The organism is Barnesiella sp. CU968 (assembly GCF_905219685.1).
Classification (GTDB): Bacteria; Bacteroidota; Bacteroidia; order Bacteroidales; family Muribaculaceae; genus Lepagella; species Lepagella muris_A.
On record NZ_CAJMXD010000002.1, the window covers coordinates 1 to 26,783 of the forward strand.

Here is a 26,783-nt window from a genome sequence, read left to right on the forward strand (position 1 = left end):
AACGGATTGAGGTGCATCTTGACAAGCATATCCCCGATGGCGCGGGTATGGGTGGCGGCAGTGCTGACGCGTCGTTTGTTCTCCGCGCTCTCAATTCCATGCTTGCCGAAGACGAACGACTTAACGATGAACTCCTTGCCTCACTTGCGCTGAGACTTGGCGCAGACTGCCCCTTCTTTATCTATAACCGCCCTATGTATGGAGTCGGGGTAGGGGAGAAACTCTCTGACATTCCCCTTGATCTTTCCGGTTATTGGCTGCTTGTAGTCAAACCGGATGTCTATGTGTCGACGCGCGATGCTTTTGCCGGTGTTGTTCCGCGTCCGGGAAACATTGACCTGCGGTGTCTGCCGGGTATTCCGATTACAGAATGGCAGGGACTTGTGAAAAACGATTTTGAGGATTCAATTTTTCCCCNTTATCCGGAACTGCGGGAAATCAAGGAGCGACTCATCGGCTCCGGAGCGCTTTATGCCTCTATGAGCGGAAGCGGAAGTTCGCTATATGGCATTTTCGCAAACCTCCGGGATGCGGAGACCTCCCGGAGCGAGTTTGAGGGTGAAGCAACCATAGAGGGGGTATATTTGTTAAAGCTATAGTGAAAGCAGATTAGCTTTTAACAAAAATTGGCTTGTAATTTGATGCATTATGGGAAGACCAAATATAAGAAACAAATATAGAAAACCCTACAGAAAGGATATCGATATGGAAGATAAGAACAAGAATCCCGAAGAGTTGCCTGAGGATGCTGTTATAACGGAAGATGTCAATCCTACGGTTTCTGAGAATGAAGAGGCTGGGGAAACCGTTGCAGAAGAAGCTGTTTCTCTTGCCGAAGAGAATGAGAAACTGAAGGCGGATTTAGATAAAGAGAAGAAAGAGTATCTTTTTCTTATGGCTGAATTTGATAATTTCCGCAAGCGTACCCTCAAAGAGAAGTCGGAGCTGATCAAGAATGCGGGCGAATCCGCATTCAAGGGTCTGTTGCCGATAGTAGATGATTTCGAGCGTGCTCTCAAGGCTACAGAAAACAGCGATGACGCATCATCGGTAAGGGAAGGGATGGAACTTATCTACAAGAAACTTAAAAAATATATGGAACAGAACGGCGTGAAGGAGATGGATCCCGAGGACCGTGAGTTTGATGCGGACAAGCATGAGGCTATATCCGCAGTACCTGTTCCCGACGAGTCTCTTAAGGGGAAGATTCTGGACACTGTGGAAAAAGGGTATACAATAAACGACAAGGTGCTTCGCCATGCAAAAGTGGTGGTAGGACAATAAACTGAAGCATTATGGCTGATAAGAGAGATTATTATGAAGTGCTTGGCGTTGCAAAAAACGCTACCGCCGATGAAATAAAGAAAGCCTACCGCAAGAAAGCGATCCAGTATCATCCGGACCGTAATCCCGGAGACAAGGATGCCGAAGAGAAATTCAAGGAGGCTGCGGAGGCTTATGATGTTCTGAGCGATGCCGACAAGCGAGCCCGTTATGATCAGTTCGGTCATTCGATGGGTCCGCAGGGTTTCGGCGGAGGCGGCAGCTATGGTGGTTTTGGCGGTTTCGGAGCGGGTGGCTTCAGCATGGAGGATATCTTCGCGCAGTTCGGAGACATTTTCGGCGGACGTTTCGGTGGCGGCGGTTTCAGCGGTGCGACCGGCGGACGTCCTCGTCAGCATGTCAACAAAGGGACAGACCTTAGAATCACCGTAAAGGTCACGCTCAAGGATATAATGAACGGAGTCGACAAAAAGCTTAAGATTCCGAAACTTGTAGCAGACCCGGCGTGCAAGGGCACCGGTGCCAAAGACGGCACGGCGTTCGGCACATGTCCGCGTTGCCACGGTTCTGGTTATATATCTACGGTACAGCAGACAATAATGGGTCCGATGGAGAGCCATTCCGTATGTCCGGAATGCAACGGTGAAGGCAAGATCATTACAGAACAGTGTCCTCATTGCCACGGAGAAGGAGTCGAGAAGAAAGAAGAGATTGTAAGCTTCCATATTCCTGCAGGAGTTGAGAACGATATGGTTCTTACAATTCGCGGGCAGGGCAACGCTCCGCGTCACGGCGGTGTCAACGGCGATCTGCTGATAGTTATTCAGGAAGAGAAAGACGCCGATCTCATCCGTGAGGGGAATGACCTGATCTATAACCTTATGCTTGATTTCCCGACAGCCGCTCTCGGCGGCAATGCCGAAGTGCCAACAATTGAGGGAAAAGCCAGACTGAAGATAGCTGCCGGCACACAGCCCGGAAAAGTTCTCCGTCTGCGCGGCAAGGGTTTGCCCAAGATGAACAGCAATGCCAAAGGAGACCTGCTTGTGAATGTGATGGTATACGTTCCCGAACAGCTCAGCGATGCTGAAAAAGCCGCTATAGAAAGTCTGAAAGACGCACCCAACGTTGTCCCGACGCAGTCTACCTCACAGAGGATTTTCTCCCGTCTGAGACATATTTTCAACAAAGAGAACCGAGGGGAATAAAAATCTTAAGAAATGCTAAGAAAGAGAGAAGTTTTTGTTTCTCTCTTTTTTTTTAAGTAATTTTGTTCAGACAAGTAACTAACTAACTCCATATGTCTGATGGCATACACCCCGCCCATAGATGAGAAGCAGCTGGTCGAAGACCTGCAGAATCCGAAAACCGCCTGTACAGCTTTCGACACTATGATGCGTGCGTACGGGGAGCCGGTTTACTGGCAGATCAGAAAGATGGTCGCAAGCCACGAAGATGCCAATGACCTTCTGCAGAACTGTTTCATGAAGGCATGGAGCAATCTTCAGAACTTCCGTGGAGATGCGAAACTGTCGACATGGCTTTATAAGATAGCGGTAAATGAAACACTGAATTTTCTCAATAAGGAACGTCAGCGCAACGGTGTGAAGGAAGAGGGTGACGATTCTTTCCTTCTGGCGAATATAGAAAGCGACGAATATTTCGACGGAGACCGGCTTCAGGCTGATTTTCAGAAAGCGATAGCGACATTGCCGGAGAAGCAGCGGCTGGTATTCAACATGCGTTATTACGATGACATGAAGTATGAGCGCATATCAGAGATTCTCGGGACATCTGTCGGAGCGTTGAAGGCATCCTATCATCATGCCGTCAAGAAACTCACAGCTCTTCTCGAATCATAATAATGCGAATGCGGCCGGTTTCTCAACCAGCCGCATTCTCGTGTTTTCCATAATACTTTTTCTAACTAACCTAACATCATGAAACGATTTTCTTTACTACTAAAAACATCGCGGCTGAGAAAAGGTTCGACGGTATGTGTAAAAAATCATAAAAACAGTTGGAGAAGGTATCGCCGGTGTCTTTCCCCGGTGTGGCGGGGGAGTTGCAGGAATTATGAAAAATTTTTAACTTTGTGTTTAAACCTTGGAAAGGAAGTGTTGTCATAGAAATACAAGTAACTGGAAAATATGAACAAGCAGGAAGATAAACTAATAGAGAAATATGGCCGCGAAGGAGCCTGGAGAGTTCCGGAAGGTTATTTCGAATCGGTCTACAAGGAGATCGGAGAAAAGCTTCCTCCATATCCGGAACTCCGGCGACATGAGGAGATGACGCGCTGGCAGCGACTCAAACCGTATGTGTATCTTGCGGCTATGTTTGCCGGAATCTGGCTGATGATGAAAGTGTTCTATCATGCATCGGGCAATGTTTCGCTGAGTCTTGACAATCCTCCGGAGCAGTTAGCTCAGGTTATGTCCGAACCGGATTTTGCCGATACCTTTTTTATTCCGGAATCATTGTCGGATCTGGAAGTGGAGAGAGAGGTGATGAGGGAATATGATTCGATGGAGGAGTTTGAACGCGATTTCGGCTATACACTTGAATCGCAGTATAAGGATCTGGATCTAACTGAATAGAATTATGAAAAAAATATTTCTGATTGCGTTTACGCTTATTCTCGGACTTGGCAGTATGTGTGCGCAGGGCAACGGGAGGAAGAGCAGGGCGGAGATGAAAAAGGAGTTCAAAGAGTTCAAAATGAAATTCATCGCTCAGGAGGTCGACCTTCAGGATGATCAGCAGAAGCAGTTTTTTGAACTGTACGAGCAGATGAGCGATGAAAGGATGCAAGTTTTTGAACAAACTCGCAGGCTTGAGCGTAAGGTAAAGAAAGACCCACAGGCTACGGATGAGGATTACGCAGCTGTGAGCCGCGCCATCACAGAGGCCAAGGAGAAGGATGCGGCGATAGAGAAAAAATATGATGCCAAATTCTCGACTTTCATGAGCAGCAAGCAATTGTTCAAGATGAAAGCTGCTGAAGAAAAATTCAGACAGAAGATGAACGAGATGAGGCATAGGAGAAGAAAGTAAGTAAGTTATTGGTGCATATGACATATAGTTGTATTTTTAAAAAAGTCGGCCAGATGTCGGCTTTTTTGTTTTTAATCATTATGGGAGTCGTGGCGGCTGATGCCTCGGCGTCTCGTGCCAGTGTCTCAAAGGTATATGGTAAAAACAGTAAGGTTATGCAGAACACATTCGGAAATCCGGATTTCGCGTTTCCGGAGACAGTGGGAGCCAATGCCGAGACTGCTTTGAAAACGGCAGTTGATTCGGGAGATGATGTCAGCGCCTTAAGGGCGGCAATGCAGATTGCCATTTCCGGGAATCTCGTCTCGAAAGAGAATTACGGTAAAGGAATAAGGTTGTTTGAAGAGCTTGCGACAAAACTGAGGCAGCCTTATTCACAGCTGGCGGTGTTGCTTGAGGCGCAGATGTATTGTTCGATCTACAACTCCACTCCGTGGGTCTTCAACAACCGTGCAATTCCTGTTGAGCCTGCACCGGAGAATGTGATGGAATGGAGCCGCGATATTTTCGCGACAAAGGTTTCATCGCTCGTATCGGCTTCTTTCGCGGATGTGGAGGCAGCTCGTGCCCTTCCGCTTTCCGCTATATCCGCTATAATAGAAAACGGTGAAGACGCCGAGAAGATGGGGATGACTGTATATGATTTCATGAGCATGAAATCAGCGGATATTCTTGAGCCATTCTCGGGCAATGACAGGGCATCGGTGATACCTTTCGGATACGGATCTGCTGCAGGTAATAAGAAGAACGAGCGTTCCGCCTCAGCGTTGCTTGCAGGCATCCTGGACAGTGATATAGACTGGCACCTGCAGCGCGGCGAAAGCAGGATAGCCGCTGTCATGAGTTATTATAAATATGAGAACATGCCGTGGAGTGAAAGGAAGAGTTTTGCCGAAGACTGCATCAAGCGGTATATAGACACTCCATACTGCGCCCTGTTCATTCTTGCCGGCAATGATTATATGGAAGAGGATGATGACAACACCGTGTCTGCGGAATCCGAGTCGGAACAGCTCGCAAGAAGCAATCGTTTTCTGAAAAAAAGATATAATCTCATTGAATCATATCTGAATAGATTCCCGGATTGCGACAATGCCAAGGCTCTGAGAAACCGGTTGACAGTTCTCGGCGCCGAGGATATCGCGGTTACTCTTGCCGGTCGTATTTATCCGTCGGAGAAGGGAAAAGTGACGGTGTCGGCATCGAATGTCTTTGATTTCAATATTCTTGTCGTCAAGTTGCCCGCTTCGTATGTCGGGAAAGACATACGGTTGAATTCAGTGTCCGGAACCGGGACTGTTGCGGGTGTGGTTCCCGTGCGGTTCAGCGGCGAAAAGCCGGTAAAGAACCAGACAACGATAGAGTTGCCCGCACTGCAGAGCGGGGTTTATGTGCTTGTGCCCTCCCGGAGTTCAAAACTCGGAGACGTGATAACAGGCACGTCATCGCGAATGACAGTGCCGACATTCACAGTGTCACGGCTTACATATTTCCGAAGTTCCGACCAGACCACTAAAGATGGCGACAGACTGTATGTGTCGGATGGCAGGAATCAGAAACCCGTATCCGGAGCGAAAGTTGTCTTTATTTCGCGAAGCAGCAAGCAAAGAACGGAGAAAACAACCGGAGAGGAGGGGTATGTGACGGTTCCTTACGGTTCTTGTGATTTTATTGTGAGCAAAGGCACTGACAGACTTGCCGGAAACACATGGAACCGGGGTTATGACAAAACTGTTTCCCACAGTCAGATACAGGGCAAGATACTGACCGACCTTTCCATTTATCGTCCCGGAGACACGATCGGTTTCATGGGAGTTGTGTATGAGGTAAAAGAGAGAGAGATGCGTCAGCTTCCAGGGACGGAGGTGAAGATGGTTCTCTGTGATGCGAATTATCAGAATGCAGACACGTTGCTCCTCGTCTCGGATAAATACGGAAGGGTTGCAGGGAAGTTCACCCTTCCGGAATCCGGACTGCTCGGCAATTATGTAGTAAAAATGATGAATGTATCGGGTGATTCGCGGGAATACGGATCCGTATCTGTGGAAGTCGCCGATTACAAATCCCCGACATTCTTTGTGACAACGGATGGAACAGAAGATGATTACAGAATAGGTGATGTGGTCAGAATCAAAGGTAAAGCCACTACTTATGCGGGGATGCCTGTGAGCGGAGCATCCGTAAAATATGATGTGAGATACATAGCACTGAGATGGCTCAACCCGGGTGTGAATGCCAACTACGGAGGCGAGACCACAACCGATGCCGACGGAACCTTTATTGTGGAATTGCCCACAGAAGGTCTGCGCGGAACCAGATATGCGTCAGGAGGCTATGAACTTGCAGTGGCTGTGACAAGTCAGTCGGGGGAGACCCAAGAGGCTCCTTCCGTCTGGTTCTCGCTCGGGCAGGCTTATTCGATCACTCCTTCGCTGCCTTCAGCGGCAGACGCATCAGACGGAGTGAAAGATTTCGCGGTAAGAGTCATGGATATTGCGGGAAATCCGGTGAAACGCACAGTCTATTACAGAATAAGCGAATATGAAAATGACAAGGAGAAAGAAAATGCCGTTATTGCCTCCGGAGAATTTGAATCACCGGTGTTCCGGTTTGATGTGAATTCTCTGAAATCCGGTCGATACAGTTTCAAATTCTCTTTGAACAAGGATTTCAAGGATGATAAAAATTCGCAGACTGCAAATTCTATCATGACAATATATCGGATGAATGATGCAAATCCTCCTTACGCCACTCCGTTGTGGACTCCCAAAGAGCGGATTGTAGCAGACAAGGGTGTTTCAAAAATAAAGATAAATGTAGGCTCTTCATATTCTGACAGCTGGATATTCATGCAGATTGCGGATTGTGAAAAAGTCATTGAACGCCGCTGGCTGCGTGTGGACGGCGGTATCAGCGAGATAGAAGTGCCGGTTCCGGCAGACAACAACAGAATTGAGGTGACATTTGCCGGCACGCATGATTTCGACCGGAAGATGGCTTGTGTCACAGTCATTCCTTATGTGCAGACCGAAAATATAAAGATAAAGACCGTATCATTCCTAGACCGCGTCACCCCGGGAGCGCGTGAAAGCTGGAAGTTCAATTTCACACTTGACAACGGAGTTCTTGCCGGCATTCCGGTAGCAGCCGTCATGAGCAACAAGGCACTCAACGCCCTTATGCCTTTCCGGTGGAATTTCAATCCATACGCAAATTCGGGTTATGGTATAAGAGGAAACTTCCAGTGGGGATTCCTCAGTAGCGATGGAAAGTGGCGCGTGCCAATGTCGAACCCCATATATGGAGGTGTGTCAAAGAATCAATATCCGGGATGGGATATGTATGGGCTTCAGCTCTATGGCGCGGAAGGTATGCTTCGCAATCTTCGTGTGAGAGGGACCAAGTCTAAGGAGTCGTTGAACAGCGTAGTCTTGACAAGCCGTTCTGTTGCAGACGAGATGAAACTTGAGGAATCGGGTGTCGAGGAATCCGCTGGCGAGGTCTCTGGCGAGGTCTTCAACAGTGTGGAGCAGGCTCCCGCCTTTGCCGCCGGTGCTGTAGCGCAGGAGTCGGCAATGGGTGCCGGAGCACTCGAAAGACAGCCTGAACCGGTAATGCGGCAGGTCGACTGTCCTATGGCATTCTTTATGCCACAGCTTGTGACTGATGCGAACGGCAACGCCGAGGTGGATTTTACTGTGCCGCAGTTCAACGGGACCTGGCAGTTCCAGATAATGGGTTATACGGAAGAAATGAAGGGTGGTGTAGCAGTGATGAATGCCGTTGCTTCGAAACCTGTCATGGCACAGATGAATGCCCCGCGATTCGTGCGTACCGGAGACAATGTGTCGGTTGCCGCAATGCTATATAACAACTCTGCCGAGGATATGTCTCTCTACGGAAAGATCGAAGTGTTTGACCCGGCTACGGGTGAGACAGTCAAGACTTTCTCATCCCCAGCGCAGAATGTTGAGCCTGCCGGCTCAAGCCGTATCACCATGGATTTCAATGTTCCGGGAGACATCAATTATCTCGGCATACGCGTATATGCATATGGTGCTGATTTCGCCGATGGAGAGCAGACCGTTGTTCCTGTTTATCCGAGCAGCACGCCTGTGCTTGAATCCAAGCCTTTCTATATATCTCCCGGCAGAGAGGAATTTTCAATGAATGTTCCGTCGTTCGGCAAGGGTGTGAAAGTAACGTTGCAGTATAGCGACAATCCGATATGGGATGTGGTCACTGCATTGCCCGACATTTCCGAGCCAAAATCATCGAATATTCTCTCTCTTGTGTATTCTCTTTACGGAAATGCCATAGGAGCCGGACTTGCCAAGGATTATCCTGAGATAACCGAAGCTATAAAGATATTCGCGGATCCTTCGAACAGTCAGGACTCGACCCTTGTCTCGAATCTTGAGAAGAACCCGCAACTTAAGAATGTTGCTCTTGTGAACACGCCGTGGGTTCGTTCCGCCGCTTCTGAAACACTGAGAATGCAGGGACTCGTGAAATATGCCGATCCTGCAAGAAGCCGCGAAATCATATCCTCTACGCTCAGTGAGATGGCTAAACTGCAGAATGCGGACGGAGGATGGAGCTGGTGCGCAGGGATGGAATCTTCGGGATTCATCACCTCGCGTGCGCTTCTGCATCTCTCGATGCTCCGTGACATGGGTTATCTTCCCGCTGAGGGTGAGGCTATGGCTGTCAAAGCAGTCAGATATGCCGATGCCGCCTGGGTCAGTGATCTTAAAAATTATAAAGGTAAAGACTTCCCTTATATCTCGATGCTCGATTATCTCTATGTAAGGTCAAACTTCAGGGATGTCTCGCCGTCCGCATCGTTCGCGTCTATGGAAAAGAAAGGTGTCGCGGCAGTGAGAGCCGAATGGAAGGGAATGGGCGTCTATGAAAAAGCCACAGCGGCAACACTCCTTTCTCGCAAAGGTTATGCCATGGAGGCAAGAACCATCCTCGAATCCCTGCGGCAATACGCATCGTTTTCGGAAGAAAAGGGTATGTGGTTTGACAATCTGTCGTCAGCTGCCGGAGGATGGAACAAGCTGATAACAACAGCGCAGGTTCTTGAGGCATATGCAGACATTGAGCCAGAGAACGGCAATGTCGATAAACTGCGTCAGTGGCTTCTTGTCACAAAACAGGCGGAGAACTGGGGAGATGACCGTCAGACAGCGGAGGTTATCCATGCTATCCTGACTTCAGGAACTAAATGGACCGAGACTTCGTCACCGGCAGAGATAACGATAGATGGAGAAAAGGTCGGTATTGACAGGTTTGCAGCGTTGACCGGAAATGTTACTGTCAGCGTGAATGCCGGCGGCAAGGGGAAACTGAACGTGAGACGCTCAGGTTCCGGTCCCGCCTGGGGTGCGCTGATCTCACAGTACGTCGCCCCGATAAAAGAGGTGAAGAGTTCAGGAAATGCCGAACTGACTNTAGAAAAGAATGTGTATGTCATCACCAATGACGCTGACGGCACATCCGCCCAGTCCGGTGCACTTAAAGTCGGAGACAAAGTGCGCGTGACCCTTACGCNGACAAGTGACCGAGATCTTGAGTATGTTGCAGTGATGGATGCGCGTTCTGCATGTCTTGAACCTGCGGAGCAGATTTCAGGCTATACCCGTAGCGACGGAGTGTGGATGTACAGGGAAGTGCGGGATGACTCCACCAATCTGTTTATTCCGTTCCTCGGCAAGGGCACGCACGTAATCAGCTATGAGTGTTATGTTGACCGAGAGGGAGTGTATTCTCTCGGAATAGCATCGGCACAGTCGCAATATGCACCGTCGATCGCGGCGCATTCACGCGGAATGGAGATTGTTGTCAGATAAATGCTACTCTCCGGCTTCAGTCAAGGGGAGTCACCAGTCCTTCCCGGTTAAGAATCACATTCGGAAAAATGTCGAGGGCTTCCTTACGGAAGTCCTCGTCGTTTTTATAACGGGAGGAATAATGTCCGGTAAGGAGTGCGCCCGCACCTGCGTCGCGTGCTACCATGGCCGCCTGACGGGCTGTTGAATGTCCGCGTTGCGCGGCTTCTGCCGAATGACTGTCAAGGTAAGTGGTTTCGTGAAAGAGGAGGTTTACCGGTCCGATTTTCTCAGCTATTTCAGGCATGTATGCCGTATCGCTGATATGTGCGTAAGACAGCGGAGGAGTCGGTGGAGAGGTGAGCATCACATTGGGGATAACCGTTCCGTCAGGCTTGACAAAGTCCTCACCCCCCTTTATGCGGTTGATCATAGAGAACGGTACCTGATGGAAATCTATCATGTCTCGTTTTATATGTCTCAATCCCGGTTTCTCCTCAAATACGAATCCGACGGCAGGAACCCGATGGTCAAGAGGGATTGTGCGCACAGTAAGCGAAGGGGTATCGAGTATGACAGCCTCTTCCTCTCTTATTACATTGAACTCAACCTCGAAAGGGAGATCTCCTGAGAAGAAATTGAAGATTCTGTTAAGTATTCTTTTCCCGTCGGCGAATGTGTGTATAACCATTTTCCCTCCTGCTCCACCCAGTCCGAGAGAGGAAATCAGTCCCGGAAGACCGAGTACATGATCGCCGTGGAGGTGTGTGAGGAAAATATGACCGAGGCGTGAGAATTTAAGACGGTGTCGCTGAAACGCATGCTGCGCACCCTCACCGCAGTCAACCATGAAAAGGTTGCCGCGATGGTCGATGACAGTAGATGAAGGCTGATGGCGCAGTGTCGGCTTTGCCGAGCCGCATCCGAGAGTATGAATCTTGAAAGTTGACATTCTGCCGCAAAGATACAAAAAATTGGGAAATTGACTAAATCTTGCTAAATTTGTTATATAATTGAGTGCATCGGAAAGTACGTTTTCAAGAACAGATATGAGTGAGATTCCGGATAACGAATTAATCGAAAGAATGCGTTATGCTCCCTCTGTGAGCAAATTCGCGTATAGTTTCATTCGTGTCCGCGAGGATGTGGATGATATCACCCATAACGTGTTTTGTTCGCTTTGGGACAGCCGAGACTCGCTTTCGGATATGGAGTCGTTGAAGGCTTATCTTTTCAAGATGACGCGAAATGCGATTTTCAAAGTCTTCAGACATCAGCATATAGTGTCGGAATATGAGACTTATGTAAAGGAAGGGGACAGCGGTTTCAGCGACGGAGAGAAAATTGTGACTACAGCCGATCTTCTTGAAATGATAGATCTGATGATTTCCAATATGCCGGAAGCACAGAAGACCGCATTCCGCATGAGCCGTTATGAGAATAAGACATATTCGGAGATCGCCGAACATCTCGGAGTGAGTCCCAAGACTGTGCAGTATTATATAAGTCAGGCTCTTTCGGACTTGCGTAAACTTACCGAGGCAATGCTTATTTTCACATCTCTTGATTCTTTAAATATAATATAGGGGGTAAGTTCTCTCATTAAAACGTTAATAAATGATATGATCAGCCCCTGAGAACCTGATTTAAGGATCTCTAGGGCTGATCGTGTAAATTAATACAGTAAGTAATTGGGACTTAACTGTAGGCTTGCGTGAATTATTTCTTAGATGCCGGGCATTTGCCGGGTGACTTGCAGCAGTCTTTTGCTTTTGCAGCATCGATTATTTTCTTCAGGGCTGGGGTTGCGTTGATTTTTTCAGCAATGTTTATTGCGGCACGCTGGTAACCCATATCGCCCGGATGAGTGCCGTCGACACTTGTTTCATGATCCGTGCCTGTATATAGTCCGGGTTCAAAAAAGTAGATATTGGGGTCATTGGCAATGACTTTGGCGATCTCTTCGCGAGCTGCCTGCTCTTTGTCATTCTCAAACTTCCGTTTCTTCAGGTCAAAATTTTTCCACTCACGATCTACGGTCTCAAGAAAAACGAGGGGAGTGGTAGGGTGTTTGGAGCGTATTTTTTTCACAAAAGGTGCGAAACGTTCGTGAATCTCCTTGNGTGATGGATTGGAGAAGCAGTCGAATATGAACATGTCGGCATCTGTGTCACAAATAATGTCAGCAAAAAACTGTTCCATCTTCTGCTGTCCGCTTGTGCCGTAGTTGGCGATGTCCACTCCCAACATGCGGGAGAGTTGGGCGGGCCATGCCATTCCGGCACGGGAAGTGCCCGAGCCATGTGTATAGCTTGAACCCATGGCAACCACCGGAGCGCGTTTTATATCTCCGCATGATTCGATTCGTGAGTCGGGAGCTACCCCGATCTCAATGGAATTGACCTGCATGAACGTAGGGAGATAAAGCATGCATTCCTTCATGGTTGTGTCCATATCGTTGATCATGGTTGACGCATGTTTTGTCCCCTCAAACTTAGGATTGCCGAAACCTGCCCATAACCATTTTCCGTCTTGTTTGATATACAAGTCAAGTCCCTTCTCTGATATTGAAGCCATATTGGTATGCCTCAGTGTGTCGAGAGTTGTCCACTTGGCGCGTATGACCGGACTGTTGGTGCGGAAACGCAGTGCCATTCCTGTCGGCATGTTCAGATAATGCCGCACTCGCGAAGTCAGATCAGGATATTTGTCGGTATTGATCCTGCGCAGGCGGTTGCCATCGTGTTGCGGTTTGTTGATAATCGTCAACGTTGTTCCGTCAACATACTTAAGGTTTTTAGTGTCTGCACTCCATGTCGGCATACAGAAGGCTGCTATGGCGAGCAGCAGAAGTAACTTTTTCATGATTGATTAAATATTGTTGATTAGTTTACGATAATTTTATCGGTTTTGTTGCCTTCATGCCGGATATATATACCGGGAGTGTCAGGTTTTCTGCATTTCACTCCTGATATGTTGTAATATTCTACATGAGCAGGCTGTTTGTCAACAAGAACTCCATTGATGCCCGACCCTCCTGCCACCGATACGGTTTTGCTAACAGACAGGTTTCCTACCGATACGGTTAACAGTGCTGACGCAGGAATTTTTCCGGCTGTGAAAACCTTGCCGTTGCATGATCCTATTTCTGGTGGGCATGACATTGTGAAATCCGTGATATTCTTGTTTATAAGTTCTCCATATATGTTGTATCCGAGGATAACGGGTGTAAAAGCCTCTCCGGCTTGAAGGTTGATCTGAGGATGGTCAAATTCCAATGACGCAAGCCGGGTGTCTCCTTCCGGGGCTATAGAGAAAACCATCCATCCGTTTGCCACGGGACGCGGAGTCGCTTCCGCGGTCTTGTTTACAATCTCATAGTCAATCATCATTTCAGCAGAACCTCCGGCATCGAAATTCGACATGTTCCAGCATCCGAAATGTTTGGCGATCTCACACATTACCGATGTCGGGCATCCTGCCGACTTACCATACACAGGATCCGTAGATTTATCAATCACAATCATGTATAGGGTCTTGCCGTCTTCCGAGCATCCATATGCAGTGCGGGAATAGACCATACTGTTGTAATCTTCATTATAGTTATGTTCAGTGAGTTCGCCTTTTCTCATAACCACGGCATTACCCCCGATCGCCTGTGAGGATGCCATAATGAGACATGCGGTCAATATAGAAAATGCAGCTTTCATATTAGAGTATATAACAATCCACAAAATTAGCTGAAAATTTGGATTTCGTTCCAAAACCACAGCTAATTTTGTGGAAAATCAGAATAATGTTAGAGATTGTTTAAAAATAAACGTGAAATTTGTGGTGGCTCACTTCCGGATAAAATCCATCCGCGGCGCAGTCACATAGACCGCTATGCTCCCTCTCTTCAAGAAGAGCCCTGCTCCAGGTCCACGACCCCGGATTCCCTTTAATTTTTAAACAAGCTATTAAATCGTTTGCACAAAATTTGGTGAAATGAAAAATATATGTTAGTTTTGCGACATCAAAATATTGTAAAGGCAATATGTTTGATGAAGTTTTTTCATAGGATTAGATTTTTTAAGGTTTAGCTGCGGCTTGTCGGGAGACAAGCCGTAGCGGTTTTATAGAGTCTGTGAGGCTGTTTCGTGATGAAAATAAATCGAAAGGCTTGCTTTCGTAAGAAAAGTTTTGTTAACTTTGGGGCAGATTTTTTTAATAAATTTTTTATTCCACCTACGACTTCAATTTCCCCCATAGACTATTCTGCTAATTTCGATGAGTTTATGGCTCAGAGAGATCCTGAGAAACCATTCTGTTTCTGGTATGGTGCCCGCGAGCCTCACCGTGCTTACGAATACGGATCATCTTCAAGATACGGCAAAAAACTTACAGATATCGATTCTGTTCCTTCGTAGTTTCTTAAAAGACGCGCCATACACTGATGGCGAGGCAAGTGTTAGAGAATATCCTCAAAAATGGGGATTTGAATAAAGCGTAATATTCGGTAACTTTGCGGCAAATTTCCCAATATATGGCGATTTCCGCGAAGTTACCTATTATATATGTCTTGTTCTCGGCTGCGATTACGGCAGTCGGGCAGTCTGCGGTGCCTTTGCAGCCGGATTCAGCGGGTTTGCAACTCTCGGAACTTAATGTTGTGGCACTGAAACAGGATGCACGCATAAGAGAGGATGCAGTGTCAGCGACAGTGATTGGCAGAGCCGCGCTTGAAGAATTGAATACAGTCTCGCTGAAAGGGATTTCCGATGTCGTTCCCAATCTTTATATTCCGGATTACGGATCAAGGATAACATCCTCTATTTATGTCAGGGGGCTCGGAGCGAGAATGGATCATCCGGCAGTGGGTCTCAATGTTGACAATGTTCCTTATCTGAATAAAAACGCTTACGATTTTGACATCGCCGACATTGAGTCGGTAGAGATGCTCCGCGGACCGCAATCGACGCTCTATGGAAGAAATACCATGGGAGGACTTATAAATGTCCAGACATTGTCGCCGATGAGATGGCAGGGATGGCGGATAATGGCGGAAGGCGGAAGAGGTAACGACTACCGGGCTTCAGTAGGGTGGTATCATAAGTTCACTCCCGGTTTTGCTACATCCGTAAGCGGCAATTTCTCATATCTCGGCGGATTCTTCCGCAACAAAAACGATGGAAAACTACTTGACCGCGAACTTGCTGGAGGAGTAAGATGGAAAACTAACTGGCGTATATCAGACAGGGTGTATCTTCAGAATGTGCTCGCCGGGTCATTGCTGAGGCAGGGAGGTTATCCTTATGAATATATCGAAACCGGAGAGATCAATTATAACGACACTTGTTTTTATCGCCGTTTTACGGTGAATGACGGTCTCAGCCTGACATATCGCGGTGATGGATGGAGTCTTGTGTCAATTACAACGCTGCAGCATATTGACGACAATATGACACTTGATCAGGATTTTCTCCCTCTCTCTTATTTCACTCTCACGCAGAAACAGAGAGAGACAGCATTGACAGAGGATGTGGTAGTCAAAGGAACAAGGAACGAAGGAAAATATAAATGGCTCGCAGGTTTCTTCGGTTTTTTCAAACATCTTGACATGAACGCTCCTGTAACATTCAAGGATACCGGTATAAAATCGCTTATAGAAACCCATCGCAACAATGCGAATCCTGATTATCCGATAGTGTGGGATTCACGGGAGTTTCCTCTTAACAGTGATTTCACTATTCCCACTTTCGGGATCGCACTTTATCATGAATCCAAATACGATGCAGGCAGATGGCATTTTGCGGGAGGAGTCCGGCTGGATTATGAGCAGGCAAAACTTAAGTATTACAGTCATTGCGACACCGGCTATCAGATACTTTCGCGTCAGCCGTCAGGAGTGTTTCACAGTTATGACCATGTAGACATAAAAATAGATGACACGGGAGATTTTCACAGACGCTATTTTACATGGATGCCAAAAGCCAGTGTGCTTTATGATCTTCCGTCGGATCTTGGAAATGTCTATGCCACAGTTACCAAGGGATACAAGTCCGGCGGTTTCAATACCCAGATGTTCAGTGAGGTCCTTCAACAGAGACTCATGCATATCATGGGAATCGGGAAGCAATATGATGTTAATTCGGTTGTGGGTTATAAACCCGAATACAGCTGGAATTACGAGATCGGCACGCACCTTTCGTTTGCAGAGGGTAAAGTGCAGGCTGAAATGTCACTGTTTTATATAGATTGCCGCGACCAGCAGCTCACCATGTTTCCTGAGGGTACGACAACAGGCAGGATTATGACCAATGCAGGAAAGACAAGGAGTGCGGGAGGAGAGATTTCTGTCAAATATATTCCGGTTGACGGTCTGCTGCTTAACGCCGCATACGGATATACGGACGCGAGGTTCCGTGAATTTAACGACGGACTTCATGACTATAGAGGTAAGGTGATTCCATACGTGCCACGCAACACACTTTTTCTACAGTCTGTATTTACATGCAGTCCGAGAACAGGTGTAATAGAACACTGGACTTTTGACGTGAATATGAAGGGTACCGGAAAAATCTACTGGAATGAGGACAATACCAGATGGCAGGATTTTTATGTTCAGCTCGGAGCATCAGTTTCGGCGGAATTTAAAAATATCGGAATCCAGTTGTGGGGCAAGAACCTTACCGGAACCCGATATCATACGTTTTATTTCATGTCTATGGGCAACGAATTCGTGCAACGCGGTAAACCGTGGCAGATAGGCGCGACACTCAGATTTAACATTAACTGACATAATAAGCTTTACCATATGGCGTTATTATGATAATTGCGCGAATCCGAATAAACACAAACAATATAATACTGAATAGTAATTAAGTGAAAATAAGAATGAAAAAATTAATCTTTGCAGCGGCTGGTGCCGCATTGGTCTCGCTCGCATCATGCAGTGACAACAACAGCGTTTCAACAATGTCCATTCCAGTGACAACCTATAGTATGATTACAAATCTTGTCGATGGCGGAGACCCCGTTGTTGCCGGGACTTTGTATAAGTTCAACTTAGACATGATGACTGGAACAGCTACTGTAGGGGGAGAGCTGCCTCTGTCAACAGACAATAAAGTCACATTCGTTACCAATAACCTCACTTGCGCTATCGGTACATATACATTCGAGGAAAGTTACCGTGAAGTGATTAAAATGGAATCGATGAAGGCAGGAACTGCATCTAACAAAGAAGATCTGATAAACTTCAAGTGCGATCTTACGCAGCTTGCGTATTTCCCTAAGGAAATCCAGGGTCTTCCTGAGTTCTCATATCCCACTTACCTGCGTTATGCTGTAATGAATTTCAACTTGGGACAGAATTATCTGGTTCGTACATTCTGGCCCGACATGACATTCCGAGGCACCACCACAACATCCTATCCGGCGTCGGACGGCTCACTGAAGACCTTCACCAATAAAGATGTGCAATATCGCATTGTGATGAATCTAAAAGAAAAGAAAGCGACCGTGATTCTTTATGATGTGAAGCTTGCAGAGGAAATGCCCCAGACAATCAGCAATATAGTGCTCAGCAATCTTGACCTTGGTTTCAGCAGTTCCGGCATTTACGTAAGCGGCTCAAATGTTGTTCCCAGTGTATACGAAGGTGGCGTTGCCACACCGAATTCAAAATACACATTCGACAGCTTCCAATGCGACATGACCGGTGATCTGACCACTGCCACCATGCGTTACAATGTAGCCGGTTCCTACAGCGGGCATTTTAGCGGAAGCTATATTCTTAAAGTCGCTTCCAACGAGGATTAAGCTTTAAAAAAACATAGTAAATGTTTACAAAAAGATGCGTTTCCATGCGGAGACGCATTTTTTTATTGCCCGAGTGTGAAAATTTCACAAATTTTAAGGAATTGCGCAAAACGGTTTGCCCGATTGATTAAAAATTCGTATCTTTGCCGATAAGTTCGGCTCCCTCAAAAGGGTGAGCCATGAAGAGGTAAACCGGATTTTAGATTAAAACATTAAACAATAAGCAGATATGAATCTATTGCTGGAGATAGGCAATGGCGCGCTGTCGGTAACGGCGGTTCTAACGGGTATCGGACTCGTTTTTGCAGCGCTCCTTATCGCCAAACTGATTTCTCCGAGATCTTTTTCAGTAAGAAAATCAGAACCTTATGAGTGTGGTATCCCCACAAGAGGCGAATCCATGATTCAATTCAAGGCGGGATATTACATTTTTGCAATCCTGTTCTTAATCTTTGATGTCGAGACCGTGTTCCTGTGGCCGTGGTCGGTAGTGATGCGTGGTCTTGGAGTTCAGGGACTCCTCTGCATTGCAATTTTCATGTTTGTGCTGATTATGGGTCTGGCCTATGCCTGGAAGAAAGGAGCTTTGAAATGGGAATAGACAAGATTAAAAGCATGAAGCGTGAGGACTTCAAGGACAACGAGTATATCGACAAACTTGTAGACGAACTCAACGCAACCGGTGCCAATGTGGTGGTCGGTAAAATGGATGAACTCATCAACTGGGGTATCTCCAATTCACTTTGGCCGCTTTGTTTCGGAACAAGCTGCTGCGCAATAGAATTCATGAGTCTTGGCGCGGCACGTTATGATATGGCGCGTTTCGGATTCGAGGTTGCCCGCAACTCTCCGCGTCAGGCGGATTATGTAATGGTGCAGGGCACGATTGTTCATCGTATGGCTCCGGTCATGCGTCGTCTCTACGAGCAGCTTGCAGAGCCGAAATATGTTATTGCCTGCGGCGGATGTGCCGTGTCGGGAGGTCCTTTCAAGAATTCATATTGCGTGGTTCCGGGTGTGGATCAGATTCTTCCGGTTGATGTGTATATTCCCGGATGCCCTCCGCGCCCGGAAGCGATGTTCTACGGGCTGATGCAGCTTCAGCGTAAGATAAAGGTGCAGAAGTTCTTCGGAGGAGCCAACCGCAAAGAGAAAATAGAGGAGTTTTTCGCCGAGCATCCTGAGGAGAGGGGTGAAATCGGTTAACTAAATATCGATACGAATAGACTTTGACCATGAGCGATATAAAAGAGATTATCGGTAAGATTTGTCCTGAAGCAACCTTTGAAGAGGGGGAGTGCCTTCTGGTAAGTGTTCCCGAAAAGAAATGGTATCCGTTGGCGAAAAGCCTCAAGGAAAATAAAGATCTTGATTTCGATGTTCTTTCAGCCGTAGTCGGTATGGATTGGAAAGAAACAATCGGAGTCGTTTATTATTTTACGTCTACCTCCCGCAACTGGGGTATGCTGGCTGTTAAGGTAGAGGCGGAGAGCCGTGATGACGCATATATTCACAGTGTCAGTGACCTCTGGAAAGTTGCCAATTTCCAGGAACGTGAGGTTTACGATATGTTCGGTATCAAATTTGTGAACCATCCCGATATGCGTCGGTTCTTCCTGCGCAATGACTGGGTTGGACATCCGTTGCGCAAAGACTATGACGCGAATCCCGAATTGAATCCCATCCGTCTTGAAGATGAGGTTAATGAAGACGATTCGCGTGTTTTTGTGGAGAATGCCGAAGGCAAGATCGTGGAGGAACCCCGCAAGGTGTTCGAGAAGGATGAGTATGTGGTGAACATCGGTCCGCAGCATCCGTCGACTCACGGAGTGATGCGTTTCCGCGCCTCTCTTGACGGTGAGATTGTAAAGAAGGTTGATGTGGTGTCCGGTTATATTCATCGCGGTATAGAGAAGCTGACCGAGGGAATGACTTACCCGCAGATTCTTCATTTCACAGACCGTATGGACTATATGTCTGCACATCAGAACAGACATTGTCTCTGCATGTGTATAGAGAAGGCTCTCGGTCTTGAGATACCGAAGCGCGCGCAGGTTATCCGGACAATGATGGATGAGCTGATGCGTATAAGCTCCCATCTTCTATCGTTCGGATGTACGGCAATGGACCTTGGCGCTACTACGGCATTCTTCTATGGATTCCGCGAGCGCGAGATGGTGCTTGATATATTTGAGAAGACATGTGGCGCGCGCATGTCGATGAATTATAATGTCATCGGCGGTGTGATAGCTGACCTCCATCCCGATTTTGTGAAAGATGTTAAACATCTGATTGAAATCATGCCGGAGCGTCTCAAGGAATATCACAAGGTTTTCTCCGGTAATCTTATTGCAAAGAACCGTCTTAAAGGCGTGGGTATGCTCAGCAAAGAGGATGCCGTGAATTATGCGATAACCGGTCCGAGCGGACGTGGCTCCAACTGGAGTTGCGATTGCCGCAAGAAACATCCTTATGCAGCATACAGCGAGGTTGAATTTGACGAAATCCTTCTTGACGGATGTGATTCATACTCGCGTTATATGGTGCGTATGAAAGAGATAGAGCAAAGTTGCCGCATACTCGAACAGCTTGTTGACCGTATTCCCGAGGGTGAAATCCGCGCTCAGGTTCCGAAGATTGTCAAGCTTCCCGCCGGACGCTGGTATCAGCAGGTCGAGGCAAGCCGTGGAACATTTGGTGTATACATCGAGTCAACCGGTGAGAAGACCCCTTATCGCGTGCATTTCCAGAGCCCGTGTTTCAACCTTGTCGGTGTGATGGATCTGACATGTTCGGGATATATGATTGCCGACCTTATCACAATCGGTGCGGCTCTCGACTTTGTGATTCCCGATATCGACCGTTAAGGCAGATGTCTGCGTCAAGCAATACAGTGATAATAATTGACAATACAATAAGCGTATAATCCAATAAGAGAATAATCAATATGTTTGATTTCGGAAAATGGACATCTGCATTCAACAGCCTTTTGCTCGGCACCGGTATGCCGGACTGGGCGGCTGTATTGATCGAATGTGTGATCATAGCAGTTCTTGTGCTTGCCACCTACACGGTGCTGGCACTCTTCTATATTCTTTACGAGCGTAAGCTTTGTGCCTGGTTCCAGTGTCGTCTCGGACCTATGCGTGTGGGTAAATGGGGTCTTCTTCAGGTATTCGCCGATATGTTCAAGATTCTTATCAAAGAGCTCATCTGTCTTAAAGGCACAGACCGCTTTCTATTCAAGCTGGCTCCTTACATTGTAATCACATCGTCGGTTACTATGCTCGCATGTCTTCCGTGGGGTAACGGTCTTCAGATAATTGACTGGAACATCGGTATATTCTTTATACTTGCAGTTTCTTCAGTCGGTGTGCTTGGCATTCTGCTTGCCGGCTGGGCATCCAATAACAAGTATACACTCATCGGAGCAATGCGAAGCGGCGCACAGATGATCAGTTATGAGCTTTCTCTCGGAATCTCTCTGATGACAATCTGCGTGTTTGCCGGCACTATGAATATATCCGAGCTTGTCGCAGAGCAGGAAAGCGCCTGGTTCCTTTTCAGGGGTCATATTCCTGCATTAATAGCGTTTATCATCTATGTTATAGCGGCGACTGCCGAGACCAACCGCGGGCCGTTCGACCTTCCTGAGGCGGAGCATGAGCTTACAGCAGGTTATCATACCGAATATTCAGGTATACATTTCGGTTTCTTCTACCTTGCAGAGTATCTCAACCTCTTCATCGTTTCCGGAATAGCTACACTGATGTTCCTTGGCGGCTGGATGCCGTTGCATATTCCGGGCTGGGAAGCATTCAACCATGTCATGGATTTCATTCCTTCAGTGGTATGGTTCCTTGCCAAGGCATTCTTCATCTCGTTTGTCATAATCTGGTTCAAATGGACGTTCCCCCGCGTGCGAATCGACCAGATGCTCGCATTCGAGTGGAAATACCTGATGCCGTTCTCGCTTGTGAACCTTATCCTCATGGCGGTGTTTGTAGCATTAGGGTGGCATTTTTAATTTGAATTAAAGAAATAAGAAAACCGGCAGTCGATAGGTCGATGCTTTATCGATTGTCCGAATAATCAACAAGAAAATTATATGAGCGCAAATTACGGCACAGTGACCCAGGTTATCGGACCTGTGATAGACGTCTCGTTCGAGGGTGGAAAAGAAAACATTCCTCCGATTTATACCGCCTTGAAGGTGGAGCGCGACAATGGCGAGGAACTTATTCTCGAGGTTGAGCAGCATATCGGTGAAAACATCGTAAGATGTGTCGCCATGGAGAGTACGGATGGCGTGCGCCGCGGTGTCAAGGTCCTTAACCTTGATCGTCCGATAGCCGTGCCCACAGGTAATCAGGTCAAGGGGCGTCTTCTGAATGTGATCGGAGACTCCATCGACATGCTCGGAGATTTGAACCGCGATAACCTGCGTCCTATACATCAGCCAGCACCGGCATTTGACGATCTTGCCATCTCGCAGGAGATTCTCTTCACCGGTATCAAGGTGATTGACCTTCTTGAGCCTTACTCGAAGGGTGGTAAGATCGGTTTGTTCGGTGGTGCCGGCGTAGGCAAGACTGTGCTTATCCAGGAGCTCATCAACAATATTGCAAAGGGTCATGACGGTTTCTCGGTCTTCACAGGTGTGGGAGAGCGTACGCGTGAAGGTAACGATCTTCTCCGTGAGATGATCGAGAGCGGTGTCATCAAATATGGCAAGAAGTTTGAGGAAGGAATGGAGAAAGGGGAGTGGAATCTCAAGGATGTAGATGAAAACGCATTGAAAGATTCCCAGTGTACTTTGGTGTTCGGACAGATGAACGAACCTCCGGGTGCGCGTCTGCGTGTCGCACTGTCTGGTCTGACAGTTGCGGAGCAATTCCGCGACAATGATGGTGGAGGCAAAGAGGTGCTTCTCTTTATCGACAACATTTTCCGTTTCACACAGGCTGGTTCCGAGGTGTCGGCGCTTCTCGGACGTATGCCATCTGCTGTAGGTTACCAGCCGACTCTTTCTTCTGAGATGGGTGCTCTGCAGGAACGAATCACCTCAACAAAACAGGGCAGCATCACTTCAGTACAGGCGATTTATGTGCCTGCCGATGACTTGACAGACCCGGCTCCTGCCACAACGTTCAGCTTCCTTGACGCGACAACCGTGTTGAACCGTAAGATTGCGGAGCTTGGTATCTATCCAGCTGTGGACCCGCTTGACTCCACATCGCGTATCCTCGACCCGAATATCATCGGCGAAGAGCATTATAATGTGGCTCAGGCTGTAAAACAGCTTCTGCAGAAATACAACGAGCTTCAGGATATTATCGCTATTCTCGGTGTTGACGAGCTTAGCGATGAAGACAAGCTTGTAGTCGCCCGTGCCCGTCGTGCGCAGCGTTTCCTCTCACAGCCCTTCTTCGTTGCGGAGCAGTTCACCGGACTTCCGGGTGTGATGGTTCCGTTGTCAGAGACTATCCGCGGTTTCAAGATGATTCTTTCCGGAGAGCTTGACAATCTTCCGGAGCAGGCATTCCTCAATGTCGGCACAATCGATGAGGCGATCGCCAAAGGTAAGAAGATGATGGAGGATGTAAAATAACAGACTCCTCGCTTCCTGTATTAACAATAATATAAACAAAGAATAGATGACACTCGAAATCATATCAGCTCATGAAGTAACGTTCAAGGGAGATGCAGTCTCGGTTACATTGCCGGGAATGATGGGATCTTTCACGGTTTTAAAGAACCATGCTCCCCTGATTTCCGTGCTCGTCAAGGGAAATGTAAAGTATACGACTCCCGACGGGAACGAAAAGTCGCTGGGCATAGAGGGTGGTATCGCCGATGTCAATAATAATGTGGTTTCTGTATGCGTCTATTAATTTCAATAAAAGAGGGTATGTCGAAACGAATATCCACACTTGCGCTTCTGCTTGCCTTGGTTGCGGCTTTCCCGTTTGCCATGTCAGCGTCAGGTCATGACGATGGGGGCGAGCTTGATGTCAAGGAAATTATCTTTGAGCATCTTGGCGACGGATATGGCTGGGAAGTCCCCTTTGCGCATGTCTATCGTATACCCCTTCCTGTAATTGTAAAGTCTGAGGATGGCAAATGGTTCTGTTTCTCTTCCGATGATCTGACTGAAATAGAGGTTACCGAGAACAAGGAGACAGGCAAAGTGACCAAGCATCTTGTTCCGGTTGTCAAAATCATCAAGAAAGATGGGAAAGAATACCGCTTTACGCTTGCAAAGGAGGGTGATCACAAAGACAAGGTAGTTGAGCTGATCCCTGACGGAAACGGTTATCGGGAGTATCGTCCTCTTGATATATCCATTACCAAGAATGTAGCGGCTCTTTTCATAGCGACGATTCTTGTGACGGCAATGGTCATGGGGCTTGTGCGTTACTACAGGCGCAAAGGACTCAGAGCTCCGCGAAAAGGTATGGGTTTTTTCGAGATGCTTGTCTCGTTCGTATATTATGACACGATCAAAAGCACACTTGGTGAAAGCACAAAAAGGTTCGCGCCGTATCTTCTGACCTGTTTCTTTTTCATCCTTACGATGAATCTTGTTGGTCTTATTGTGATTTTTCCTGGAGGAGCCAACCTTACTGGCAACATTGCTGTGACGCTTGTTCTTGCGTTCATGACGTTCGTCGTAACCAATATTTTTGGAACGAAGCATTATTGGAAAGAGATTTTCTGGCCTGATGTTCCATTGTTCCTGAAGTTTCCTCTTCCCATCATGCAGATGATAGAGGTGTTTGGCATTTTCACCAAGCCGGCTGCGCTCTGTGTCCGTCTCTTCGCCAATATGATGGGTGGTCACATTATAGTCATAACGCTTACCTTGCTGATATTTATCTTTGCGGCTTTTGGCGCGGGTGTTGCAGGCGGCGCGACTGTAATTTCAGTTTTGTTCTCGATTTTCATGCTTCTTCTTGATGTGCTCGTAAGTTTCATTCAGGCTTATGTGTTTACATTGCTGTCAGTGCTGTTCATATCTATGGCAGTGGTAAAGGAGCATGAACACAATGCCGAGGGGGATGAGGCTTATCCTCAGAAAGAGCATCGTGACCGTCAGGAAATAGCTGAAGAGAAAAAGGCATTGGCTGATCTTGCAAAAGAGGTTGATGCCTGAAAGATACGAAACAATAAAATTGAATATATAATTAATTAAATAACAATTTAAAAAATCTGAATTATGTTATCAACTATTTTAGCAGAACTTTCCCTGCAGCCTATCGCAGGACTCGGCGCAGCTCTTGGCGCAGCATTGGCAGCAATCGCAGCCGGTATCGGTATCGGTAAGATCGGTTCTTCCGCAATGGAGGCTATTGCACGTCAGCCGGAGGCTGCAGGTGATATCCGAAGCAATATGATCGTAATCGCGGCTCTTATCGAGGGTGTTGCGCTATTCGCGGTTATCGTATCAGCTTTGGCATTGTTCATTAAATAAATAGGCACTAATGGAATTATTCACGCCCGATTTTGGCTTGGTATTCTGGATGTTCATTGCGTTCATCCTGCTTTTCCTTGTGTTGGCAAAATGGGGTTGGCCAGTAATCATCAAGATGATGGATTCACGTGCCGCCACCATCGACCAGGGCGTGGAAGACGCGAAGCAAGCCAAAGAGCAGCTTGACAACGCCCGCGAAGAGGCAAAGAAATATGTTGTCGAGGCTCAGGCGCGTCAGGCGGAGATGTTGCGCGATGCAGCGCGCATGAAGACCGAGATCATCGAGCAGGCAAAGAATGAAGCCGCCGATGCCGCACGGAAAGAGATGGACGCTGCAAAAGCCGCAATCGAGCAGGCACGCAAAGAAGCCGAGCTGCAATTTAGAAACGAGGTTGGCAGATTCTCGATAGATATCGCTGAGAAGATGGTAAGGAACCAGATGAAGAGCGATAAGGCACAGACAGAACTTGTCAACAAATTATTGGACGAAATAGAGAAAAACTGAAAGTAGATGGTTTCCGGACTCATACCTCACCGCTATGCCAAGGCATTGTATAAGTTTGCCATGGAAAGCAATAAAGCCAGCGAAGTATATGAAGAGATGAAGCGTGTTGTGGAATCTTTTCAGTCAAATCCAGAGCTGGAAAAAGTGCTGTCTAATCCTTATGTGGATTCGACCGACAAAGAGAAGGTGCTATTGTCGGCGGCGGGCAAGGAGCCCGGAGATGACTACCGTCGGTTTGTGAAGCTTATCCTCGACCACAAAAGAGAGGAGTTTGCCTATCTTATGGCGCTCGCATACCGCGATATCTACCGCAAGGAGAACAATATCTCTCAGGTGTTGATCACCACAGCCTCCTCCCTTCCGGAAGAGGAAATGGAGAAATTGCGAGCGGTAGTGGAGAAATCATTCAAGGATACGAAGTTCGAATATTCTACGCGTGTGAATCCCGATCTTATCGGTGGTTTCGTGATAGATGTGGATTCGACAAGAATGGATGCCTCAGTGAGTGGCGAGCTTGCACAATTACGTCAAAATCTCTTAAGAAGCAATTAATAAGATGCTCAATCCCAGCGAAATATCAGATGTTTTAAAACAAGAGCTTGAAAACATCAATTCAAAAGTCAAGTTTGAAGAGGTAGGCACAGTGCTGAGTGTCGGCGACGGCGTGGCGCATGTCTACGGACTTGAGAATGTGAGAAGTAATGAGCTCGTGGAGTTCGAGAACGGAGCGAAGGGCGTTGCTCTCAACCTTGAGGAAAGCAATGTCGGAGTCGTGCTTCTCGACAAAATGAATTCAATAACCGAGAACATGTCTGTCAGGCGC

Annotated in this window: 24 protein-coding genes and 1 pseudogene; 22 read left to right on the forward strand and 3 right to left on the reverse strand. The window is 47.3% G+C overall.

Going from position 1 to position 26,783, the window contains the following annotated elements:
- From JX312_RS00120 to JX312_RS00150, 7 genes are all read left to right on the forward strand, one after another.
- On the forward strand, positions 1-599 hold a 599-nt coding region (locus JX312_RS00120), incomplete at its 5' end, for a 4-(cytidine 5'-diphospho)-2-C-methyl-D-erythritol kinase (RefSeq protein ID WP_204456442.1).
- Positions 600-705: 106 nt separating this feature from the next.
- A complete protein-coding gene (locus JX312_RS00125) occupies positions 706-1,284 on the forward strand; it encodes a nucleotide exchange factor GrpE (RefSeq protein ID WP_239653737.1) in 579 nt (192 codons plus the stop codon).
- A gap of 11 nt (positions 1,285-1,295) precedes the next feature.
- On the forward strand, positions 1,296-2,492 hold the full coding sequence (gene dnaJ, locus JX312_RS00130) for a molecular chaperone DnaJ (protein WP_123407726.1): 1,197 nt from the start codon (positions 1,296-1,298) through the stop codon (positions 2,490-2,492).
- A 99-nt stretch (positions 2,493-2,591) separates the two neighbouring features.
- Positions 2,592-3,146 carry an RNA polymerase sigma factor gene (locus JX312_RS00135; protein WP_123407728.1) on the forward strand — a complete coding sequence of 185 codons (555 nt, stop codon included), beginning with the start codon at positions 2,592-2,594 and terminating at the stop codon, positions 3,144-3,146.
- Between the two features lie 288 nt (positions 3,147-3,434).
- Complete coding sequence (locus tag JX312_RS00140; RefSeq protein WP_123407730.1) at positions 3,435-3,884, forward strand: hypothetical protein; 450 nt, start codon at positions 3,435-3,437, stop codon at positions 3,882-3,884.
- Positions 3,885-3,888: 4 nt separating this feature from the next.
- Positions 3,889-4,341 (forward strand): hypothetical protein, encoded by a 453-nt coding sequence (locus JX312_RS00145; RefSeq protein WP_123407732.1) that lies wholly within the window; start codon positions 3,889-3,891, stop codon positions 4,339-4,341.
- A gap of 53 nt (positions 4,342-4,394) precedes the next feature.
- Entirely contained in the window at positions 4,395-10,199 is a 5,805-nt protein-coding gene (locus tag JX312_RS00150; protein ID WP_204456444.1) for an alpha-2-macroglobulin family protein, read from the forward strand.
- 16 nt (positions 10,200-10,215) lie between these two features.
- On the opposite strand, the gene JX312_RS00155 is transcribed toward JX312_RS00150, so the two are convergent.
- Entirely contained in the window at positions 10,216-11,130 is a 915-nt protein-coding gene (locus JX312_RS00155; RefSeq protein WP_204456446.1) for a ribonuclease Z, read from the reverse strand.
- Positions 11,131-11,227: 97 nt separating this feature from the next.
- Here JX312_RS00155 and JX312_RS00160 point away from each other — a divergent pair, with 97 nt between their 5' ends.
- Positions 11,228-11,764, forward strand: a complete 537-nt coding sequence (locus tag JX312_RS00160; protein ID WP_204456448.1) for an RNA polymerase sigma-70 factor — start codon at positions 11,228-11,230, stop codon at positions 11,762-11,764.
- A 133-nt stretch (positions 11,765-11,897) separates the two neighbouring features.
- Here JX312_RS00160 and JX312_RS00165 read toward each other — a convergent pair whose 3' ends face one another.
- Both JX312_RS00165 and JX312_RS00170 read right to left on the reverse strand, forming a co-directional pair.
- Complete coding sequence (locus JX312_RS00165) at positions 11,898-13,043, reverse strand: SGNH/GDSL hydrolase family protein (protein ID WP_204456450.1); 1,146 nt, start codon at positions 13,041-13,043, stop codon at positions 11,898-11,900.
- A 20-nt stretch (positions 13,044-13,063) separates the two neighbouring features.
- On the reverse strand, positions 13,064-13,888 hold the full coding sequence (locus JX312_RS00170; protein WP_123405070.1) for a phosphodiester glycosidase family protein: 825 nt from the start codon (positions 13,886-13,888) through the stop codon (positions 13,064-13,066).
- A gap of 567 nt (positions 13,889-14,455) precedes the next feature.
- Between JX312_RS00170 and JX312_RS14215 the strand changes: the two genes are divergently transcribed.
- The 14 genes and pseudogenes from JX312_RS14215 to JX312_RS00235 form a co-directional block, all read left to right on the forward strand.
- Positions 14,456-14,587, forward strand: coding sequence for a hypothetical protein (locus tag JX312_RS14215; RefSeq protein ID WP_255563894.1), 132 nt, complete (start codon positions 14,456-14,458; stop codon positions 14,585-14,587).
- A gap of 116 nt (positions 14,588-14,703) precedes the next feature.
- Entirely contained in the window at positions 14,704-16,956 is a 2,253-nt protein-coding gene (locus JX312_RS00175) for a TonB-dependent receptor (protein WP_204456451.1), read from the forward strand.
- A gap of 98 nt (positions 16,957-17,054) precedes the next feature.
- Complete coding sequence (locus JX312_RS00180; RefSeq protein ID WP_124096659.1) at positions 17,055-17,981, forward strand: hypothetical protein; 927 nt, start codon at positions 17,055-17,057, stop codon at positions 17,979-17,981.
- A 229-nt stretch (positions 17,982-18,210) separates the two neighbouring features.
- Positions 18,211-18,582, forward strand: a complete 372-nt coding sequence (locus tag JX312_RS00185; RefSeq protein ID WP_123405077.1) for an NADH-quinone oxidoreductase subunit A — start codon at positions 18,211-18,213, stop codon at positions 18,580-18,582.
- On the forward strand, positions 18,573-19,187 hold the full coding sequence (locus JX312_RS00190; RefSeq protein WP_123405079.1) for an NADH-quinone oxidoreductase subunit B: 615 nt from the start codon (positions 18,573-18,575) through the stop codon (positions 19,185-19,187). Before JX312_RS00185 ends, JX312_RS00190 begins: the two co-directional genes overlap by 10 nt.
- Before the next feature lie 29 nt (positions 19,188-19,216).
- Complete coding sequence (locus JX312_RS00195) at positions 19,217-20,848, forward strand: NADH-quinone oxidoreductase subunit D (RefSeq protein WP_124030719.1); 1,632 nt, start codon at positions 19,217-19,219, stop codon at positions 20,846-20,848.
- A gap of 80 nt (positions 20,849-20,928) precedes the next feature.
- Entirely contained in the window at positions 20,929-22,008 is a 1,080-nt protein-coding gene (nuoH, locus tag JX312_RS00200) for an NADH-quinone oxidoreductase subunit NuoH (RefSeq protein ID WP_204456452.1), read from the forward strand.
- Between the two features lie 81 nt (positions 22,009-22,089).
- On the forward strand, positions 22,090-23,592 hold the full coding sequence (gene atpD, locus JX312_RS00205; RefSeq protein ID WP_123405084.1) for a F0F1 ATP synthase subunit beta: 1,503 nt from the start codon (positions 22,090-22,092) through the stop codon (positions 23,590-23,592).
- A gap of 46 nt (positions 23,593-23,638) precedes the next feature.
- Positions 23,639-23,875 carry a F0F1 ATP synthase subunit epsilon gene (locus JX312_RS00210; protein ID WP_123405086.1) on the forward strand — a complete coding sequence of 79 codons (237 nt, stop codon included), beginning with the start codon at positions 23,639-23,641 and terminating at the stop codon, positions 23,873-23,875.
- Positions 23,863-25,137, forward strand: coding sequence for a F0F1 ATP synthase subunit A (gene atpB, locus JX312_RS00215; protein ID WP_239653738.1), 1,275 nt, complete (start codon positions 23,863-23,865; stop codon positions 25,135-25,137). The genes JX312_RS00210 and atpB overlap by 13 nt, the downstream gene beginning before the upstream one ends.
- A gap of 63 nt (positions 25,138-25,200) precedes the next feature.
- Positions 25,201-25,455 (forward strand): ATP synthase F0 subunit C, encoded by a 255-nt coding sequence (gene atpE, locus JX312_RS00220; protein WP_204456454.1) that lies wholly within the window; start codon positions 25,201-25,203, stop codon positions 25,453-25,455.
- A gap of 10 nt (positions 25,456-25,465) precedes the next feature.
- Positions 25,466-25,960: a F0F1 ATP synthase subunit B gene (atpF, locus tag JX312_RS00225; protein ID WP_123405093.1), complete on the forward strand. Its 495-nt coding sequence runs from the start codon at positions 25,466-25,468 to the stop codon at positions 25,958-25,960.
- A gap of 6 nt (positions 25,961-25,966) precedes the next feature.
- Positions 25,967-26,512 (forward strand): F0F1 ATP synthase subunit delta, encoded by a 546-nt coding sequence (locus JX312_RS00230; protein ID WP_123405095.1) that lies wholly within the window; start codon positions 25,967-25,969, stop codon positions 26,510-26,512.
- Positions 26,513-26,516: 4 nt separating this feature from the next.
- Positions 26,517-26,783, forward strand: a pseudogene (locus JX312_RS00235) (F0F1 ATP synthase subunit alpha); the annotation flags it as partial.